We start from the raw sequence: 19,803 nt of genomic DNA, 5'->3' as shown, positions 1-19,803 counted from the left end.
GATTGATCCGACGGAAGTGCACCGCCCCGACGGAAGTGCACCGGCCCGTATCCACATCTGTGGGGTCAGCGGCCTGACCTCATCGCGGGACTGAGGTGGAGGCCCCGGGCGATCGCGCGGGCCACGGTCCGCTCGACCTCCTCCCACTGGCGCATGACCTGCTCGTACGTGAATCGCAGGACGGTGTACCCCCGCTGCTGCAGCTCGGCGTCGTGCCTGACATCGCGCAGTCGATCCGCGCGGCCGGAATGATGGGCGAAGCCGTCGATCTGGAGGACGAGGTGGGTCCCGATCAGGATGTCGACGTCGTGGCCGGCGATCCGCACCTGCTGTCGGATCGGGACGCCCCAGTGGCTCAGGCGGACGACGACCAGCGTCTCCAGGCCCGAATCGGAGGATCCGCGGACCAGCCGTGCGTAGCGACGCGTTCGCGGATCCGGCCAATGCACCTGACGCAGCGACTCGATGTCGATCCGCTCGATCCGGATCGCCGACTCCCAGATGGACAGCGCGTCCTCCTCGAAGAAGCACCGGGAGGCATGGGCGAGGGCGTCCTCGACGGATGCCTCCAGCCGACGCGGACCGAGCGGGACGATCGGTGCCGCCCAGTGCGTACGGACGTCGCCGAGCGGGCGCCGCGCGTTCGGGTGCACGTGGACATGGACCCGGTCCTCGGCGCCCTCGGGCACCCACCAGCCGCGGCGTCGGGCGAGGGAGACGCAGGTGAGCCGTCCGCCGGCGCGAGCGGCGGTGAGGAGGTCGGGTGGCGCGTCGTCCAGGCCGATCCACGATGCGTTCACCCGGAGGAGCGCGCCGCGCCTGATCTCCGCCCGCACGCGCGATGGCGAGAAACCGTGGGCGGCGGCGTCCGCGCGATGGGCGATGCCGCCATGCCGGCGAACCCAGTCGATGAGATCCATGGCGAAAGCCTGCCCATCGGCGCGTTCCCGCCCGTCCCGTCTCGCGCCTTCGGTGGACAACCCGCAGGAATCCCGATCGGTGGGGGAAGGAGGGCGAACCCGCCAGGGTGAGACGTTTGTCGGCCCGATGCACGTTTGTCGGCCCGATAGCGGCATATCGGCCGACGGAGTTGCATCGATCCGACCGTAGCGAACGGCCAACACGCGAGCCAGCAGCTCAGCCCAACAGCTGCCCGACGCAACAACAGCCCAGCTCAGCCCGACCACAGCTCAGCCCGACCACAGCTCAGCCCGACCACAGCGCAGCCCGACCACAGCGCAGCCCAACCACAGCGCAGCCCAACAGCCCAGCCCACCAGTGGACCGGGGCGGGAGGCAGGCGGCGCGGGGGAAAAGGGCGACGGGGCCTCGGTGGGGGAGGGGATCCGAGACCCCGCCGCCGGTCTAGGGGGCGGAACGACCGGTGGGCCGCCGCCGGTCTTGTTACGCGGTCACGCGGATCTCGGCGATGACCTCGGCGTACTCCGTCTCACCGACGGGGGTGAATCCGACACGGTGGAAGAACGCCTCAGGGCCGTTCTCACCGGCCTCGTAGATGACGTCGACGTGGTCGAACCCACGCTGACGTGCCTCGTCGATCAGGCTCTCGACCGCGAAGCGGCCGACGCCGCGCCCCTGGTCGTCGGCGTCGACGTTGATGCGCCACAGCACGGAGCGGAAGTGCTCCTCGGGCGCCTCGTCGTCGAAGTTGGCGCTGACGAAGCCCACGACCTCGTCCTCGTCCAGCACGACCCGCTGCCACGAGGTCTGCGGGTTCATGACGGTGGCGGCGATGCCGTAGGAGACCGGGGCGAGGAACTGCTCCTGGCCCGGCTTGAGGGACAGGTTGTTGACCGCGACGATCGTCGCTGCGGAGAGTTCTACCAGGCGCAGATCCGTCATGTCACCAGGCTAACCCCTCCGAGCGCCCGGGGACAGCGAACGGGGAACCTCTCGGCGGAGATGCCGCTCAGGTATCTTGGTATCGAGACAAAATGCCCTCGTGAAACGGAGTGAACCCGGTGACCGACGACGCCATCATCTACACCTACACCGACGAGGCACCGGCTCTCGCCACCGCCTCGTTCCTACCGATCGTGCAGGCCTACGCGCACCAGGCCGGCGTGGACGTCGAGACGCGGGACATCTCGCTCGCCGGCCGCATCCTGGCGGCCTTCCCGCAGCGGCTGACCGCGGAGCAGTCCGTCGGGGACGCGCTGACCGAGCTCGGGGGTCTTGCCACCCTCCCCGAGGCCAACATCATCAAGCTCCCGAACATCTCCGCCTCCATCCCGCAGCTGAAGGCGGCGATCGTGGAGCTGCAGCAGAAGGGCTACGACGTCCCGGACTACCCGGACGAGCCGGGAAGCGTCGAGGAGAAGGACGTGCGCGCGCGGTATGACCGGATCAAGGGATCCGCGGTCAACCCGGTGCTGCGCGAGGGCAACAGCGACCGGCGGGCGCCCCTGGCCGTGAAGAACTACGCGAAGAAGCACCCGCACCGTAACAAGCCGTTCGCGGAGGGCTCCAAGACCCGGGTCGTCACCCTCGGCCACGACGACTTCAAGGCGAACGAGAAGACCTGGGTGTCGCCGGACGAGGACGTGCTGACCATCCGCCACGTCTCGACCGACGGCACGACCACCGCGCTCAAGGAGGGGCTCAAGGTCCTCCCGGGCGAGATCCTGGACGCCACGTTCCTCTCCGCCGCCGCTCTCGACGCCTTCCTGGCTGAGACGCTGGCCGCTGCCAAGGCCGAGGACGTGCTGTACTCCGTGCACCTCAAGGCCACGATGATGAAGGTCTCGGACCCGATCATCTTCGGCCACGTCGTGCGGGCCTACTTCGCGGACGTGTTCGCCCGCTACGGCGAGCAGCTCGCGGCCGCGGGCCTCAGCGCCAACGACGGGCTCGGCTCGATCCTCTCGGGTCTTGCGGACTTGGAGGGCGGGGAGCAGATCGCCGAGGCGTTCTTCCGGGCGATGCAGGACGGCCCCCGGCTGTCCTACGTCAACTCCGACAAGGGCATCACCAACCTGCACGTCCCGTCCGACGTGATCGTGGACGCGTCGATGCCCGCCCTCATCCGCAACGGCGGGAAGCTCTGGGGCGCGGACGGCGGCGAGGACGACACGATCGCGGTCATCCCCGACTCCTCCTACGCGGGCGTCTACCAGGCCACGATCGAGGACGTCATCGCGAACGGGCCGCTGGACCCGGCCACGATCGGCACCGTGCCGAACGTGGGCTTGATGGCCCAGGCCGCCGAGGAGTACGGCAGCCACGACAAGACCTTCGAGGTGACGGCCGCAGGCCGGATCGAGGTCGTGAACGCCGCGGGCGACGTGGTCCTCTCCCACGACGTGCAGCCGGGCGACATCTGGCGGGCGACGCAGACCAAGGACGTCGCGGTGCGCGACTGGGTGAAGCTCGCGGTCACCCGCGCCAGGGCGAGCGACACCCCCGCGGTGTTCTGGCTGAACGCGGAGCGCTCGCACGACGCCGCGCTCATCGAGAAGGTGAAGACCTACCTCGGCGACCACGACACCGACGGTCTGACGATCGAGATCCTCACCCCCGAGGAGGCGACCCGCTACTCGCTGGCGCGCATCCGCAAGGGCGAGGACACCATCTCGGTCACCGGCAACGTGCTGCGCGACTACCTCACCGATCTGTTCCCGATCCTCGAGGTCGGCACGAGCGCCAAGATGCTCTCGATCGTCCCGCTGCTCGCCGGCGGCGGCCTGTTCGAGACCGGCGCAGGCGGATCGGCCCCGAAGCACGTGCAGCAGCTGGTGGAGGAGAACTACCTCCGCTGGGACTCGCTGGGCGAGTTCTTCGCGCTCGCGGCCTCGCTCGAGCACCTCGCCGATCGCACCGGCAACGAGAAGGCGCGGATCCTCGCGGAGACGCTCGACGCGGCGACCGGGACGTTCCTCGAGGAGGACCGTTCGCCCGGCCGTGCGCTCGGCACGATCGACAACCGCGGCAGCCACTTCTACCTCGCCCTGTACTGGGCGCAGGAGCTGGCCGGCCAGACGAAGGACGCGGAGCTTGCCGCGGCCTTCGCTCCCGTGGCGAAGGCCCTCGCGGAGAACGAGGAGAAGATCGTCGCCGAGCTGGTGGCCGTGCAGGGGAAGCCGGCCGACATCGGCGGCTACTACCGTCCGGACGGCGCCAAGGTCGCCCAGATCATGCGTCCGTCGACGACGCTGAACGGCCTGATCGACGCACTCGTCTGAGCTGAGCTGATCCGGAGGGGGCGGGCGCTGCGGCGCTCGCCCCCTCCGTCGTCCCTAGGCCGCGTCGTCCGTAGGCCGCGTCGCGGCAGGGCGGCCCCGGGGTGGAGGGCGGGACGACGCTCGATGAAACTGCAACTGCGTCTCGAGACTGCGCGATTTTCACGCTGTCTCGAGACACAGTTGCAGTCTCGCGGTAGCCACGGCGGGGACCGCCGTGGGCCGGAGCGGGGGAGCCGCCGGACGGGCTCAGTAGTGGACGTTGACCTCGACGCCCTCGGGCGACCAGTCGAACAGCCACTGCGCGCGCCACTCAGGCATGCCGACGCAGCCGTGGCTCATCGGGGAGCCCCAGTTCGAGTGCCAGTACACCCCGTGGAAGGCCTCGTCCCCGTTGAAGTACATGACCCACTTGACGTCGGGCTGGAAGTAGAACGGCGCCTGCGTGAGGTCCTGGTTGCCCATGTTCTGGCTGTCGAGCTTCCAGTTGACGGTGTAGGAGCCGGTGTGGGTGGCGAACTCGCCCTTGCCCGTGGACACGGCCCAGGAGTCGACGACCGCACCGTTCTCGATCGCCGAGACGGTCTGCGTGCTCAGGTTCACATCGATCTGGCGCACCATGGCCGTGGTCGTGAAGGGGGTCTCCTTGACCGGCAGCTCGTAGCCCCCGGCCCCGCTCCCCCCGGAGGAGAGCTGCTGTGCGTACGCGGCGGCCGCCCCGGAGACGTCGCCCAGCTCGCGTCCGGTGACGCCGGGGACGATGCTCTCCAGCACCGAGCCCGAGGAGTCCATCACGGACTTCGCGTTGACGGGCTGTCGCGTGATCTGCCCGGGAAGGGCGTTGACGGCGGTCTGGATGGCCGTGGGATCGGCGGAGACCGTGAACTCGCCGTCGACGGCGGTGACCGTGAGCCAGCTCGCCGTCACCGCGGGATCGATCGGCACGGTCCGCTCGGCGCCGACGTAGAAGCCGGCCGTCGCGAGGATGCCGTTGAGCTTGTCCACGGTGGTCTTGGCGTCGGCGTCGGTGATCTCGGGGGCGATCGCCGCGGACGCCGCCTCGAGCTTCACGGAGCTCTTGCCGTCGGCGAGGGCCCCGGCGATCGACGTGCTCAGGGCGTCGAGGTCGATGCCCTTGCCGTCGCCGGCGGCCGTCGCGACATAGGTCTTGGATGCGGGGTCGAAGGCGATGGTCGCATCGACGGGGTTCTGGTACACCGCGGGGAGCTGGGCCCGCAGCACGCGCTCGGCGGCATGACGGTCCAGGGTGATCGCGCCGGGCGTGGGCTCGGGCATCCACGCGGTGACGTTCCACATCGGGTGCTCGGCGAAGGCGGCGTCGGCGAGGGCCTTGGCGTCGATGTGCGCGCCGAGGTCGGAGCCGCTGACGGTGACATCGGATCCGGAGCCGGTGAAGGTGATCTGCATGTGCGAGACGCGGTCGCTGAGGGCTTCGGCGGCGGCTCCGGCGGTCATGCCGCCGACGGGCACGCCGGCGATCGAGACGCCAGGGGCGATCAGCACTGCGGACGTGGCACCGAGTCCGATGGCCAGCACGCCGGCGCCGATGGCGATCCAGCGGCCGATGTGGCGCTTCTTCCGGGGCTCCTCGGCAGGCGCCCACTGCACGGGGCGGTCGCCATCGGATCCGCCCGTGGTCTCCGGGGTGGCGGCGTCCGTCGCCACAGTCGGCGCCTCGGCGCCCTGCGCGGCGGTGGTTCCGTCGACGATCGGCGTCTTGCCCGTCGCCGCATCCGGTGCGGTTGCGAGATCAGTCACGATGCACACACCCCCCTGTGGCACCCGAGGCCACGCTTTGTTGATCATGCTACGGGATCGTGATAACGGAACGGCAACGGATACCTGAGTCCCTCTGATGTCCCATGCGACCTGCTATGGGCCTGTCCCGCGGCGGAGCCGGATCGTCCGCAGATGGCGTCGAGGCCCCCCGGATGGCTGTCCGAGGGGCCTCGACGCGAGGGCGGCGCGATGCCGCAGGCGGCTTACTTGATGCTGCAGACCTTGGCGAACGCCTGGGTGCTCGTCTCCATCTCGGACTGCAGGGAGGACACATCGGTCAGGACGGACGTGTCCTTGTCGACGAGCGCCTTCTGGAGGGCGTCGCCGAGCTTGCCGAAGCTGGTGCCGACGGCGGCCGCGGCCGTGCGGACCTCTTCGTTGCCGACCTTGGCGGCGGCGTCGTTGATGGCCGTGGTCATCTTGTTGAAGGACTCGACGGTGGAGGTGGGGTCGGATGCCGCGGCGGAGAAGTCGAGGGAGGAGAATCCTGCGCTCGCCTCCTGGATCGCCTTGCCCACGTCGGTGCAGGCGTCCGCGACGCTCTGGGTGTCGGCGGCGGGCTTGTCGGCGGCTCCGGTGGAGGAGCCTGCGGGCGTTCCGCCACAGGCGGTGAGGCCGAGGACGGCGACGGCGGCGATCGCGAGAGCGGTGAAGCGGCGGTTCATTTGTTCCCCCCGGGGGGCAGGGGCCGTGTGGACGGCCGTGCATGGCGGCGCCAGGACCGGCGCCGCCACACAGTAAACCACAGGGGGCGGGACCGCTCAGGCGGGGTCGACCACCGCGAGCGCGTCGATCTCGACGAGCATCTCCTCGCGGGGGAGACCGGTGAACACGGTGGTGCGCGAGGGGAGGACATCCCCCACGGTGTGCGCGGTGACGAACGCTCCGTAGGCCTCGTTCATGATCGGGAAGTCCTCGCGCTTGGTGAGGTAGACGCGGAGCATGACCACGTCGTCGAAGGTCGCGCCGGACGCCTCGACGATCGCCTTCACGTTCTCCAGTGTGCGGGTGGTCTGGGCGGCGACGTCACCGGGGTGCAGGTACTCGTTCGTCACGGGATCGACCGGTCCCTGGCCGGACACCTGGACGATCGGGCCCTTGCGCACGCCCTGCGAGAACGTGTGGGCGGGAGCGGGTGCGGCATCGGTGGAAACACGGGTCTTCTCGGTCATGAAGACAAGCCTAGAGCCGGTGGGACAGGCCCCTGCGCCGGTCCGGGATAGCGTGGTTTCCGTGACTCTGCGCATCCCCGACCCCGTCCTCGGTCCCTGGTCCAAGAGCGTGCCGCCCCGGCTGCACGGACTGCCCCTCTCCGCCGTCCCCGCCGCGGGCGCACGGCTCTCGGAGTTCGGGACACCGTTGCTGACGGTGCACGAGGCGGCGCTCGCGCACAACGAGACGACCGTGCTCGACTGGGCGCACGCGCAGGGGATGAAGGTCGCGCCGCACGGCAAGACGACCATGGCCCCCGCCCTCTGGCAGCGGCTGCTGGACGCCGGCTCCTGGGGGATCACCGTGGCGACGCCGTGGCAGGCGGGGGTCGCGATCGACGCCGGGGTCGAGCGGGTGCTGCTCGCCGGCGCCGTGGCCGACGCCGCGGGCGCGGCGCGGCTCGGCGCCCAGCTCGCTGCCCGTCCCGGCCTCCGGCTGCTGGTGTGGGCCGACGCGCTCGACACGGTCGCGATCCTCGCGGACGCCCTCGCCGACGCGGTCCGCCCCGTCGAGGTGCTGGTCGAGCTCGGCGGCGCCCACGGCCGCACCGGTGTGCGCACCGTGGCGGAGGGGGAGGAGATCGCCAGGGCGATCGCCGCGGCCCCCGGACTCCGGCTCGCCGGGGTGGCCGGGTACGAGGGGCCGTTCGGCCCCGATCGCAGTGAGGCCTCGGTCGCGGCGGTCGATGCCTACCTGCGGCGGATGGGCGAGCTCTTCGAGGGCGTCCTGCCCCTCATCGACCATGCCGAGCGCCCGATCCTCACCGCGGGCGGGAGCGCGTGGCCGGACCGGGTCGCCGCGGTGCTCGCGCCGTACACGGCGGACGCCGAGGTGATCCTCCGATCCGGGGCGTTCCAGATCCACGACGACGGCTTCTACGCGCGGATGGGGCCGTTCGGCTCCGTCGTCCCCACCGCGCCGCTGCGCTCGGCGATGCACGCCTGGGCCCGTGTCGTCTCCCGGCCCGAGGCGGATCTCGCGCTCCTCGACGCGGGGCGGCGCGATGTGCCCTTCGACCTGGATCTGCCCGTCCCGCAGGGCGTCGAGGGCGAGGTGACCGCGCTCAACGACCAGCACGCCTTCCTGCGGACGGCGGACGGTGCCCGCCTCGCCGTGGGCGATGTGGTCCGGCTCGGCCTGTCCCACCCCTGCACGGCGTTCGACAAATGGCGCGTCGTGCCGGTGATCGACGACCCGGACGCCGAGGACCCGCTCGTGATCGGGGCGGTGGCGACGTGGTTCTGAGTCTCAGCGAGACGATCGCCGCGGAGGGACGCACCCGCGTCTACCGCGGTGCGACCGTCGTGGACGGCACCGGTGCGCCGCGGTTCGTCGCCGACGTGGTCGTCGAGGGCGCGCGCGTCTCCGCCGTCGTCCGTGCCGCCGCCGACGTCCTTGGCCCGCTTCCGGCCGGCGCGGTCGAGGTCGATGCGTCCGGGCTCGTGCTCGCCCCCGGCTTCATCGACATGCACGCCCACAGCGACCTGGCCGTGCTGTGCGGACCGGCGCACGCGGCGAAGCTGCTGCAGGGCGTGACCTGCGAGGTGATCGGCCAGGACGGGCTCGGCTACGCGCCCCTCGACGAGGCCTCGGCCGGACCGGTGTCCGCGCAGATCGCGGGATGGAACGGGCTTCCCGAACGGATCGGTCCGCGCGGCATGGAGGACTTCCTCGCGGAGATCGACGCCGCCACCGCCGGGAACGTCGCGGTCCTCGTGCCCCAGGGGAACCTCCGGATGATGGTCGTCGGTCACGAGAGCCGGACGGCGAGCGAGGACGAGCAGCGTCGGATGGGCGAGCTGCTGGGCGCCGCGCTGGACGCGGGCGCCTTCGGGATGTCGAGCGGACTCACCTACACCCCAGGGATGTACGCGGACACGGCCGAGCTCGAACGGCTCTGTCGGATCGTCGCCGAGCGCGGCGGGTACTGGGCGCCGCACACGCGGAGCTATGGCGGGGCGGCGCTGGACGCCTACGCCGAGGCGCTGGACATCGGCCGGCGCACCGGCTGCGCGATCCACCTCACGCACGCGACGATGAACTTCCCCGCCAACCGGGGACGCGCAGCGGACCTCCTCGCCCTCGTCGACGCCGCGCTCGCCGACGGCGTGGACGTCACCATCGACACCTACCCCTATCTCCCGGGCGCTACCACGCTCGCCGCCCTCCTCCCGAGCCGGCTGTCGGCCGGCGGCGACCTCCTCGCCGCGGTCGCCGCGCTCGATGACGCCGGCCGCGAGGCGGTGCGCGTCGAGCTGGAGGACGTCGGCTGCGACGGATTCCACGGGGAGCGGGCCGACTGGTCCCTCATCGAGATCTCCGGCACCGGATCCGCGGAGCTCGGCGGCCTCGTGGGCCGCACGGTCGCGGAGATCGCCGCGGAGTCCGGGCGTCGCGCCGTCGACGTCGTCCTGGACACGGTCGTCGCCGACGCCGGGGCGACCGGCGTCCTCATGCACATCGGCGACGAGGCGAACGTGCGCGCGATCATGCGCCATCCGCGGCACACCGCCGGGAGCGACGGGATCCTCATCGGGGCGAAGCCCCATCCGCGCGGGTTCGGGACCTTCCCGCGCTACCTGGGGCACTACGTCAGGGAGCTCGGGAACCTCGGGCTGGAGGAGGCGGTCCGACACCTCTCGGGCACGCCGGCCGAGCGCCTGGGGCTGCATCGCGGCGATGCCCCGAGGGGCGTGGTCCGGGAGGGGGCGACCGCCGACCTCGTGCTCCTCGACCCGGAGTCCGTCATCGACACGGCGACCTTCGACGATCCCCGGCGGCAGCCGCGGGGCATCGTCGAGGTGCTGGTCGGCGGCGTCCCGGTCGTTCAGGACGGCGCCGTGACCGGCGCGACGCCCGGCCGTGCGCTGCGCATGCCGCCTCCCGCGCACCGGGCGACCATCCCGCTCGTGGACGCCGAGATCGATCCGCAGGCCGTGCCGTTCCTGTGGACCCCCGGCACGCCGGTCATCGCCGAGGAGGGTTTGGAGAGGATCGCCGCCGCCATCGCCGCGGCCGCCCCCGCTCCGACCGCGGTCGATGCATCGATCCGGCTGCTGCTCGACTCGGCGCTCGCCGAAGAGGCGACGGCCGACGGCCGCGTCGGGGCCGAGGCGTTCCGGCTGACCGTGTCGGATGCCGGCGTCGAGGTGCGCGGTGCCACCGACGCCGGGGTGTTCCGCGGCGTCACCGTCCTCAGGCAGCTTCGCGGATCGGACGGGCAGGACGGGCAGGACGATCAGGACGGCGAGCGGGTGGCGAGGATCCCCGCTGGCGTCTGGCAGGGCTCGCCCGCCTACCCCTGGCGCGGCGTCATGCTGGACGTCGCCCGCCACTTCCGCCCGGCGGCCGACGTCCGCCGCCTCATCGACGAGCTCGCCGCCCTGCATCTGAACGTGCTGCACCTGCACCTCACCGACGACCAGGGGTGGCGCTTCGAGGTGCCGGGATACCCCCGGCTCACCGAGGTCGGAGCGCGGCGGGAGGCGACCCAGCGCGGCCACGGCCCGCTCGCGACCGTCGAGCCGGGCGTGCACGAGGGGCACTACGGCACGGAGGAGCTTCGCGCGCTCGTCGCGTACGCCGCGGAGCGGTTCGTGACGATCGTCCCCGAGGTGGAGCTGCCCGGCCACGTCCAGGCGGCGCTCGCGGCCTATCCGGAGCTCCGCAACACGGACGTCGCCGATGCGCCGGACGGGCCGTGGGAGCGCTTCGGGGTGAACCCGCGGGTGCTGGCGCCGACCGAGGCGTCGCTGGCGTTCGGGAGGGCGGCGATCGATGCGCTCTGCGCGGTGTTCGACTCTCCGTGGATCGGCATCGGCGGCGACGAGGTGCCGGTCGAGGAGTGGGCGGCGAGCGCGGCGGCCCGGGCGCGGATGGCGGAGCTCGGCCTGCCCGATGCGCACGCCGTGCAGCCCTGGTTCACGCGGCTCTTCGTGGAGCACGTCAACGCCCGCGGACGGACCGCGCTGGCCTGGGACGAGGTGCTGGAGGGCGACGTCCCGCCGGGCACGCGGATCGCCGCCTGGCGGGGCCCCGTAGCCCTCGCGGAGGCCCTCCGCCGGGGGATCCCGGTCATCGCCTGCCCCGATCTCGAGGTGTACCTCGACTACCGGCAGTCGGAGTCCGCGGACGAGCCGGTCCCGGTCGGGCCGCCGCTCACGATCGAGCACGCCTACACGCTGACCCTGCCCGACGGCGTCGCGGGCGGCCAGGCGAACGTCTGGACCGAGCACCTCACGACGAGGGATCGGGTCGACTTCGCGATGTTCCCCCGGATCCTGGCGATCGCCGAGCGGCTCTGGCGCGGAGGGGAGCCGGATCCGTTCGCGGGGTTCGCGACGCGCCTGGAGGCGGGGCTGCGCCGCCTCGCGTCCTCCGGGGTGCGGTATCGTCCTCTGGACGGTCCGGCGCCGGACCAGCGGCGCCCCGGCATCCCGGGGAAGCCGATCAGCGTGGAGCGGCGCGAGGAGATCGTCGCCGGGCTGGTGGAGCGGATCCTGCAGCGTCAGTCCGAGGAGGGGGCAAACCCCTGACCGGAGCGCGGAACCGTCAAGTAACGTTTCGATAACCGGAGGCCGGAGGAGTGGGCTCATGGGTTGCGCAAATTTTGTTCGTAAGGTCTACTAACAAATATGTCCGAGTCGGTTGATCCCTCCCGCCCATCGAGCGGGACGACGGTGTCGGCCCCGCCGGTCGCGGGGGGCCGTGGAGCCGTCGATCCGCATGCCTTCGGGCCCGGTCGGCATCTCCGCACGCGGGGGAAGGTGCTTCCCGAGCACGCCAGGGGGCACAACCGCTCCCTCGTCCTGCAGACGCTCTATCACGAGGGGGCGATGAGTCGTGCCGACCTCTCCCGGAAGACCGGGCTGACCCGGGTCACGATCTCCGACCTCGTCGCCGAGTTCATCGCCGACGGCATCATCGTGGAGAAGGGCATCCGCGAGACGAGCGGACCGGGCAAGCCCCCGATCCTCATCGACATCGACCGCACCGGCCACCGGATCGTGGGCCTGGACCTGTCCGGTCCCGGGGTCTTCGAGGGCGCGCTGCTGAGCCTCGACGGAGAGGTGCTGGAGCGCCTCGAGACCGCGCGGCCGCACGGGGGCGACGCCGCCTACGAGGCCGTCCGCGCCCTCGCCTCGGAGCTCGTGGCCCTCTCTCCCGTGCCGGTCCTCGGCATCGGCGTCGGCGCGCCGGGCATCGTCCGCCCGGACGGGGTCGTGCTCAGCTCGCCCAACCTGGACTGGACGGACTTCCCGCTCGAACGCCTGCTCGGCGCGGCCCTCGACCTCCCGGTGCTCGTGCGCAACGACGCCAACGCCGCGGTGCTGGCGGAGTACACGTTCGGCGCGGCGAACTCCGACACCCTCCTCGTCCGGGTCGGGCGAGGGGTGGGCGCCGGCCTCATCTCCGGGAGCCAGCCGCTGCTGGGGAGCCGTTTCGCGGCCGGCGAGATCGGGCACGTCGTGGTCGGCACCGACGGCGGTCCCCTCTGCGTCTGCGGCAAGAGGGGGTGCCTCGAGGCCTGGCTCAGCGCCACGAGGCTCCGCGAGCGGCTCGAGGCCGCCGCCGATGACGAGGCGCGCGACGGCGTCCTCCGCGACGCGGGCACGCGTCTGGCCGTCGGCGTCGCGCCGATCGTGGCGGCGCTCGATCTCTCCGAGATCGTGCTGTCCGGCCCCGCGGATCTCCTGGACGGCGTGCTGGTGGACGCGGCGCGGAGCACGCTGCTCGCCCGCACCCTGGCCGGGGTGTTCGACGACGTCGCGATCCGCATGACGACGCAGGAGGACATCGTCCTGCGCGGTGCCGCGGTGATGGTGCTGTCGAGTCAGCTGGGAGTGTCCTGATCCGATGACTGAGCACCGCTCGCACCGCCACGGGGCGGTCGCGCACTGATGGCCGTGTTCGAGGGAGCCGGCCCCGAGGAGGGTGCCCGGTCGATGAGACTCGGTCTCGATGTCGGCGGAACGAAGACCGATGCCGTGGCGCTGGCGCCCGACGATCGGATCGTGGCCCGTGTGCGCATCGCCACCGGCTGGGGGCGGGACGCGGTGGTCGGCACGATCCTGGAGGCGGTCTCCGCCCTTCGCGCGGACGGCGGCTTCGCGGCCTCCGACATCTCCTCGGTCGGCGTCGGGATCCCCGGTCTCGTCGATGCCGCGGAGGGGCGCGTGCTGCACGCCGTGAACCTCGGGGTCGAGGAGCTCGATCTCGCCGCATCCGTGCGGGCCGTGCTGGATGTGCCCTTCGCCGTGGAGAACGACGTGAAGGCCGCAGCGCTCGGAGCCGGCGCGCTCCGCGGCGACGCATCCTCGATGGCCTACCTCAACCTCGGCACCGGGGTCGCTGCGGGCATCGTCGTGGACGGCGTGCTCTGGCGCGGCTCCCGCGGGACCGCGGGCGAGGTCGGCCACATCTCCGTCGACCCCCGCGGACGGGTCTGCGGCTGCGGCCAGCGCGGGTGCGTCGAGACGTTCTGCGGTGGCGGCGCGGTCGCGAAGGCCTGGGGGCGGCCCGGAGCGCTGCCGATCAAGGACATCTTCGATGCGGCCGACGAGGGCGACCGGGAGGCGTCGGAGCTGCGGCGCGGGATCGCGTACGGCGCGGCGTCCGCCGTGCGCATCCTCGTGCTCAGCGCGGATGTCGAGACGGTCGTGCTCGGCGGGGGAGTGACGGCCCTCGGCGACCGGCTCCTGGATGACGTGTCGGGCCGGTTGCGCGAGGAGGCGGCGGCGTCGCCGTTCCTCGGGTCGCTGCGCCTGGATGAGAGGATTGAGCTGCTGCCCGCCGGATCGCCTGCGGCGGCACTCGGGGCGGCGCTGGTCGGCGCGGCCCACGGTCGCGTCGGAATCGAAAAGGGAGCAGTGGTCCATGGCTGAGGTCGTCATCGTCGAGAACGCCGAGCGGGCAGGTGCGCTGGTCGCCGAGGAGATCGCGCGGCTGATCTCCGCGCGCCCCGATGCGGTGCTGGGCCTGGCGACGGGATCCACCCCGCTGCCGGTCTACGCGGCGCTGCGCACGCGCCTGCAGGGCGTGGACGTGTCCCAGGTGCGCGGGTTCGCGCTCGACGAGTACGTCGGGATCGATCCCGCCCACCCGGAGAGCTACCGATCGGTCATCACCCGCGAGGTGGTGGAGCCCCTCGGGCTGAACCCGCAGCTGATCAACGTCCCCGACGGCTCCGAGGAGGGCATCGCGCACGCCGGAGCCGACTACGACGCGAAGATCGCCGCGGCAGGGGGCGTCGACCTGCAGATCCTCGGCATCGGCACCGACGGCCACATCGGGTTCAACGAGCCGGGGTCGTCGTTCGCCTCGCGGACCAGGGTGAAGACCCTGACCGTGCAGACCCGCGAGGACAACGCCCGGTTCTTCGACTCCGTGGACGAGGTTCCCCGTCACTGCATCACGCAGGGCCTCGGCACGATCCTGGAGGCGCGCCACCTCGTCCTCCTCGCTTTCGGCGAGGGCAAGGCGCGGGCCGTCGCCGACGCGGTCGAGGGCCCGCTGGCGGCGGTGCTCCCCGGCTCCGCGATCCAGCTGCACCCGCACGCGACGGTCGTCGTCGACGAGGCGGCGGCCTCGAAGCTGCGGCTCGCCGACTACTACCGCTACACGTTCGCCAACAAGCCGGCCTGGCAGGGCATCTGACCCGCCGGCCCGTCGGCGCCTCCCGCCTGTCCCCGCGACTCAGCGGGGCCAGGCGAGGGGGAGCAGGTGCTCCTCGCTCAGTGGCGCCAGCGGGGTGTCCGCGACGTCGTCGGGCGTGATCCAGCGGAGCTCCGCCAGCTCGGCCTGCACCCGCACCTGGTCCTCCTCGGCGCTGAGCGCGAACGCGGTCGCCACGACCCGATGACCCGGCTCGTTCGCCGCATCCGAGATGAAGACCCCCAAGGGGCTCAGCGCGTCGGGATCGACCGTCATCCCGAGCTCCTCGTGCAGCTCCCGCGCCAGCGTCTCGGCGGCGCTCTCGCCCGGCTCCGGCTTGCCGCCGGGCTGCATGAACCGTACCGTGCCGGTCTTGCGGACCACGAGCACGCGTCCTGCGGCGTCCGTGATCACCGCGGCGCTCACGTGGATGTCAGGCATCGGCTCCCTCTCGTTCCGTGAACACCTTGCCGGGGTTGAGGATGCCCTCGGGGTCGAACGCGCGGGCGATCCGACGCTGGAGGTCCCACTGGTCCTCGCCGAGCTCCTCGGCCAGCCAGCGGCTCTTCAGCGTGCCGATCCCGTGCTCGCCCGTGAGGGTGCCGCCGAGCCGGATCGCGGCGCGGAAGAGATCGTCCGCCGCGCTCCAGATCCCGGGCGGGACATCGGGGCCGTCGAAGATGAAGTTGGGGTGCAGGTTGCCGTCGCCGGCGTGGGCGACGGTGGGGATCGTCAGACCGTGGTCGCGTTCGATCCGCGCGATCTCGTCGAACATCGCCGGCAGCGCGCTGCGCGGCACGGAGACGTCCTCGATGAGCGTGGTGCCGAGCGCCGCCATCGCCGGGTGCATGGCGCGGCGGATCGCCAGCAGCCGCTCGCCCTCCTCGCGGTCGCGGGTGAGGGACACCGTCCCGCCGGCGGAGCGCAGCGTCGCGGCGATCCGGTCCGCCTCGTCCGCGGCGGCGGGGCCGTCGGTCTGGACGGTGAGCTGCGCCGTCCCCGGGGCGGGGGCCGGCAGGTCGAGCAGTGCATGGACGGCGGCGAGGCTCGTGGCGTCCATGAGCTCCATGATCGCCGGCTGGATCCCGGAGGCGGTCACCGCGGCCGAGGCGGAGGCGGCGTCCCGCACCCGGGGGAAGGACGCCACGATCGTGCAGGGCGGGTCATCCTGGAGCCGGCGGAGCTTGAGCGTCGCGCTCACCACCACGCCGAGGATCCCCTCGGAGCCGATGACCAGGGAGGTGAGGTCGAGCCCGGTCACGCCCTTGACACTGCGATGGCCCAGGCGCAGGAGCCGGCCGTCGGCGAGGACGAGGTCGACGCCGAGCACGGCGTCGCGGACGACACCGTACTTCGCGCAGAGGAGGCCGCCCGCACCCGTGGCGATGTTCCCGCCGACGGTGGAGATCTCACGGCTCGCCGGATCCGGCGCCCACCAGAGGCCGTGCGCCGCGAGCGCTCGCGAGAGGTCGCCGCCGAGGATGCCCGGCTGGACGACCGCGAGGAGGTCGTCGGGTCGGATCTCCGTGATCCCGTCCATCCGCAGAGTGGACAGGGCGATCTCGCCGGGGCCCGCGTTGGCGGCGCCGGCGAGCCCGGTCCCGGCCCCGCGGGTGACGACGGGGGTGCGGGTCGCATGCGCGATCCGCAGGGTCTCCTGGACGTCGGCGACGGACTCCGCATGCACGACGGCGAGGGGAGGACCGGCGGAGGCATGGCCCGACCGATCGGCGCGTGCGTCCTCGAGCGTGGCGGCCGACGTGTCGACGCGCTGCCCGAGGGCCGCCCTGAGCTGCCCGATGACCTCGGCGTCGCTCATGGCCTCAGCCGAAGGCCCTGCGCCCGGCCACGAGGCCGGTCGCGACCGCGACGACGGCGAAGCCCAGACCGATCCAGGTCTGCCCGAGCGACCACCAGGCGATCGTGACGCCGGCGTAGATCACGAGCTCGACGAGGGCCCGGACGAACGGATGCACGGCGAGCACCGGACGGGGGGAGAGGAAGAGCGCCCACACCAGCAGGACGATCAGCGGGGCGCCGATCGCGGTGATGATGTTCCAGGGCATCGCCCACGCCACGAGCCCCCACAGGACGAGGGAGGACATGGCCACCAGGAGCACGACGACGCGGACGATGTCGAGCGCGGTCGCGCGAGGTCTCATCCCCGGGGTCGCCGGGGCGTGGGGGGTCGAGGACATGCCTCCAGCCTATGGGGCGGTGACGAGGGCGTCGGACGCCGTGCTCTGCGGGACGGCCGGCTGCTCGCTGCTCTCGGGCGCAAGTGCGGGCTCCGTGGGCGCGGGCTCGGCGGGCGCAGGTGTTGCGGGCTCGGTCGGCGCGGGCTCCGTCGTCTCGGGCGCGACGGGAGGCGTCTGCTCAGCGGGGGCGCTCGGGGACGGCGTCTGCGCAGCGGGCGGCTCCTCGGTCCTGGCCGGCTCCTCGTTCGCCGTGGGCGCGGGCTCGGGCGTGAGCACGACGGCGGGAGCGCTCGGGGCCGGGGTCGGCACGCCGGTCGACGGCTCCTCCGTCGGGATGTCCTCCAGGCAGAGCCCCAGGCTCGGCCGTCCGAAGGAGAACAGGCTGGTGACGGCAGCGGGCCCCACCTCGCCCGCATGCACGTAACGGAACTCCACCGTGGTGTCGAAGACCAGCTGCGACAGCGTGGGCCGCAGATCGGTGACACCCGTGCCGTTCGAGTCGAGCGTCGTCCCGGTCGTCCCGTCGGTGCTGCCGCCGAGCGACGCCTGGACCGTGGCTCCGGGTGCCCCGGTCACGGACACGTAGTAGTGGATGACGCCGTAGAGGGCTCCGGGCTGCGTGACGCAGCGGATGTCAGCGGGGCCGAACTTCGGGCTCCCCGCGGGAAGCCCCGGCTTCGGGTCGACGGGGTCCACCGGGTCGACCGGATCCACGGGCTTCGGGTCGACGGGCTTGGGGTCGACCGGCTTGGGGTCGACGGGCTTCGGATCGACGACCGGCGGGTCGACGGGTGCCACCGGCTCGGGCGCCGTCATTGCCAGCGCGGTCATCCCGGAGTCCTCGGACTTCGGCTGCTCTGCGGGCTGCTCGACGGGCGCGGGCTTCTGCTCGACCGGCTTGACCGGGGGAGCGGTGTCGATCAGGACCGGCGTCACGGTTCCCGGGGTCGGAGGCGTGGACACCTCGGCGACGATCCCTGGGGCGCCCGCCTCGCCGGCGCTGGGCTGCGAGGTCGCGACGGGATCGGCGACGAGGCTCGGCACGACGGCGGACGCGACGATCGCGCCCGCGACGACGAGCGCGGCGGATCCGACGCCGACCAGGGCCCCGATGCCCGAGATGAACCCGGTTCCGGCGGCCCCCGCCGAGGCTCCTGCCCCGGCTGACGCGCCCGCTCCTGCGGATGCGCCGGCTCCTGCCGAGCCGCCGGCACCGCCGGCGGACTGGGCGGCTCCCACGGCTGTCGCGCCTCCGGCGACGCCGGTGCCGACGACGACGGCGCCCTCCACGATGCCCGAGGGCATCGCCGCGAGGGCGATGGCGGGGGCCGCGGCACCCTGAAGCGTGGCCAGGTAGGCCCCGGCTCCGCCGACGCCGAGCACGAGCGGGAGCAGCACCAGAGCGAGACGGTGCGAGACGTCCTTGGCCTCGGCCGCGACGATCATGCAGCGGGCGCAGTCCTCGAGGTGGGCGTCGAGCTTCGCGCGGTCACGGGCGCCGAGATTGCCCCGAGAGTAGGCGCCGAGGCGCTCGATGGTCCATTCGCAGGTGGAGCCGGTCTCCGCGGAGCGGAGGTGCGCCTGGATCCACGCCTCACGGAGCCCTTCCCTGGCGCGGAAGGCGAGCTGCGAGGTCGCGCCGGCGGTCATGCCGAGCAGCGGGGCGATCTCCGCGGGCTTCATCTGCTCGATCTCGGAGTACCAGAGCACCTCCTGCCAGCGGGTCGGAAGGCTGCGGAAGGCCTCGGCGGTGAGGCTGCGGTCCAGGGCGTCGTTCGCGGCCTGGTCCGTGGTGCTCGGATCGGCGACGGCGTCCAGCTCGTCGATCGCGGACTCGCGGCGCGCGCGACCCCAGCCGGCGGCGGTGTTGCGGATGCTGGTGAAGAGATAGGCGCGGAACGAGCCGGTCGGGCCGCCCCCCTTGAGGATCGCCTGGTAGATGCGGGCGAACGACTCCTGCACGAGGTCGTCGGCGTCGAACGACGAGGTCACCGAGCGGGCGACCGTGATGCCGGCCCGGTAGTGACGACGCCACAGCTCCGCGAACGCCCGGGAATCACCGGACCGGGTACGCAGGATCAGCTCGGCGTCGCTACGGGTCTCGTCGGACTCCGCGTCGCTCGCGGAGGAGATGCTCTGGTCGTCGGTCATACGTCGTTTCTCGTCGTGTGGGTGCGCTCCCACGGTGCGTCGGGGAGGTTCCCCCGGACGGTCACGCGAACACCCATTCTTCACCCTCGGGCTGGGAAGAGCCAGAGCAGAACCCGAATTCGTCGAGGAGAAACAGGGCCGCACGGGTGCCGGCGACCTTTTTCGAACTTTTTCTCCGAAACCGCGTAATGAACCGTGGGCGTCGGCATCTCCTCCATCAGAGACAGCCAAAGCAGACTCCACCGGGGGGCGGAGAAGGCGGGCGGTCGGTGGTGGGGAATCCACCGACTGGCAGGTCTCGGGAGCCTCGGGGGAGGAGTTCCCGGACCTCTGCTCTACGGAGAAGGCCGGGAGATCATCGCACTGGGGAGCGAAGATCTCCCGGCCTCTTCTCTGATCATCGGAAGGTGATCGCCGGAGGCGTGATCAGACCCTGGAGGGGACTCGCCTGACGCCGGAGGGGGGCCGGTGTCAGCGAGCGGATGTCAGCGGGAGAGGGTTATAGGCCAGAAAGAGTGGATGGGTTCGGGCGTGGCGGCGTCAGTGGACGTGCCCTGACCGTGCCCAGAGGCCTTCGTCGGCGGATATGCC

General features: G+C 72.2%; 15 protein-coding genes. 6 read left to right on the top strand and 9 right to left on the bottom strand.

Annotated elements, in window-relative coordinates; all coding sequences use genetic code 11:
• Window positions 1-65: 65 nt before the first annotated feature.
• Together J2Y69_RS13245 and J2Y69_RS13240 are read right to left on the bottom strand one after the other, a co-directional pair.
• Window positions 66-920, bottom strand: a complete 855-nt coding sequence (locus tag J2Y69_RS13245) for an endonuclease domain-containing protein (protein WP_310021505.1) — start codon at window positions 918-920, stop codon at window positions 66-68.
• Between the two features lie 483 nt (window positions 921-1,403).
• Window positions 1,404-1,862 carry a GNAT family N-acetyltransferase gene (locus J2Y69_RS13240; protein WP_310021502.1) on the bottom strand — a complete coding sequence of 153 codons (459 nt, stop codon included), beginning with the start codon at window positions 1,860-1,862 and terminating at the stop codon, window positions 1,404-1,406.
• A 119-nt stretch (window positions 1,863-1,981) separates the two neighbouring features.
• On the opposite strand from J2Y69_RS13240, the gene J2Y69_RS13235 reads away from it, so the two are divergent.
• A complete protein-coding gene (locus tag J2Y69_RS13235; protein WP_310021499.1) occupies window positions 1,982-4,201 on the top strand; it encodes an NADP-dependent isocitrate dehydrogenase in 2,220 nt (739 codons plus the stop codon).
• A 246-nt stretch (window positions 4,202-4,447) separates the two neighbouring features.
• On the opposite strand, the gene J2Y69_RS13230 is transcribed toward J2Y69_RS13235, so the two are convergent.
• The 3 genes from J2Y69_RS13230 to J2Y69_RS13220 all read right to left on the bottom strand — a co-directional run bounded on the left by J2Y69_RS13230 (window position 4,448) and on the right by J2Y69_RS13220 (window position 7,170).
• Window positions 4,448-5,977, bottom strand: coding sequence for a L,D-transpeptidase (locus tag J2Y69_RS13230; RefSeq protein WP_310021498.1), 1,530 nt, complete (start codon window positions 5,975-5,977; stop codon window positions 4,448-4,450).
• Window positions 5,978-6,201: 224 nt separating this feature from the next.
• Window positions 6,202-6,663, bottom strand: a complete 462-nt coding sequence (locus tag J2Y69_RS13225; protein ID WP_310021495.1) for a hypothetical protein — start codon at window positions 6,661-6,663, stop codon at window positions 6,202-6,204.
• A gap of 96 nt (window positions 6,664-6,759) precedes the next feature.
• Window positions 6,760-7,170, bottom strand: coding sequence for a RidA family protein (locus J2Y69_RS13220; RefSeq protein WP_310021493.1), 411 nt, complete (start codon window positions 7,168-7,170; stop codon window positions 6,760-6,762).
• Between the two features lie 61 nt (window positions 7,171-7,231).
• Here J2Y69_RS13220 and J2Y69_RS13215 point away from each other — a divergent pair, with 61 nt between their 5' ends.
• The 5 genes from J2Y69_RS13215 to nagB all read left to right on the top strand — a co-directional run bounded on the left by J2Y69_RS13215 (window position 7,232) and on the right by nagB (window position 14,866).
• Entirely contained in the window at window positions 7,232-8,455 is a 1,224-nt protein-coding gene (locus tag J2Y69_RS13215; RefSeq protein WP_310021491.1) for an alanine racemase, read from the top strand.
• Window positions 8,452-11,745, top strand: coding sequence for a family 20 glycosylhydrolase (locus J2Y69_RS13210; RefSeq protein ID WP_396653105.1), 3,294 nt, complete (start codon window positions 8,452-8,454; stop codon window positions 11,743-11,745). The genes J2Y69_RS13215 and J2Y69_RS13210 overlap by 4 nt, the downstream gene beginning before the upstream one ends.
• Before the next feature lie 99 nt (window positions 11,746-11,844).
• Complete coding sequence (locus J2Y69_RS13205; RefSeq protein WP_310021487.1) at window positions 11,845-13,062, top strand: ROK family transcriptional regulator; 1,218 nt, start codon at window positions 11,845-11,847, stop codon at window positions 13,060-13,062.
• A gap of 93 nt (window positions 13,063-13,155) precedes the next feature.
• Entirely contained in the window at window positions 13,156-14,094 is a 939-nt protein-coding gene (locus J2Y69_RS13200) for an ROK family protein (protein WP_310021486.1), read from the top strand.
• The gene (gene nagB, locus J2Y69_RS13195; RefSeq protein WP_310021484.1) at window positions 14,087-14,866 is read left to right on the top strand and encodes a glucosamine-6-phosphate deaminase; all 780 of its coding nucleotides are present in this window, start codon (window positions 14,087-14,089) and stop codon (window positions 14,864-14,866) included. The genes J2Y69_RS13200 and nagB overlap by 8 nt, the downstream gene beginning before the upstream one ends.
• Before the next feature lie 39 nt (window positions 14,867-14,905).
• On the opposite strand, the gene J2Y69_RS13190 is transcribed toward nagB, so the two are convergent.
• From J2Y69_RS13190 to J2Y69_RS13175, 4 genes are read right to left on the bottom strand one after another with little or no spacing between them, the layout of a single operon-like run.
• Window positions 14,906-15,304 (bottom strand): NUDIX hydrolase, encoded by a 399-nt coding sequence (locus J2Y69_RS13190; RefSeq protein WP_310021482.1) that lies wholly within the window; start codon window positions 15,302-15,304, stop codon window positions 14,906-14,908.
• Window positions 15,297-16,682, bottom strand: coding sequence for an FAD-binding oxidoreductase (locus J2Y69_RS13185; RefSeq protein WP_310021480.1), 1,386 nt, complete (start codon window positions 16,680-16,682; stop codon window positions 15,297-15,299). The genes J2Y69_RS13190 and J2Y69_RS13185 overlap by 8 nt, the downstream gene beginning before the upstream one ends.
• Before the next feature lie 4 nt (window positions 16,683-16,686).
• Complete coding sequence (locus J2Y69_RS13180; protein WP_310021478.1) at window positions 16,687-17,061, bottom strand: YrdB family protein; 375 nt, start codon at window positions 17,059-17,061, stop codon at window positions 16,687-16,689.
• 9 nt (window positions 17,062-17,070) lie between these two features.
• Window positions 17,071-19,212, bottom strand: a complete 2,142-nt coding sequence (locus tag J2Y69_RS13175) for a sigma-70 family RNA polymerase sigma factor (RefSeq protein WP_310021475.1) — start codon at window positions 19,210-19,212, stop codon at window positions 17,071-17,073.
• Window positions 19,213-19,803 lie beyond the last annotated feature (591 nt).

Source organism: Microbacterium resistens, from assembly GCF_031456305.1.
Taxonomy (GTDB): Bacteria; Actinomycetota; Actinomycetes; order Actinomycetales; family Microbacteriaceae; genus Microbacterium; species Microbacterium resistens_A.
The sequence above is the reverse complement of the archived record's forward strand: the minus strand, read 5'-3'. Positions and strand labels throughout refer to the sequence as shown.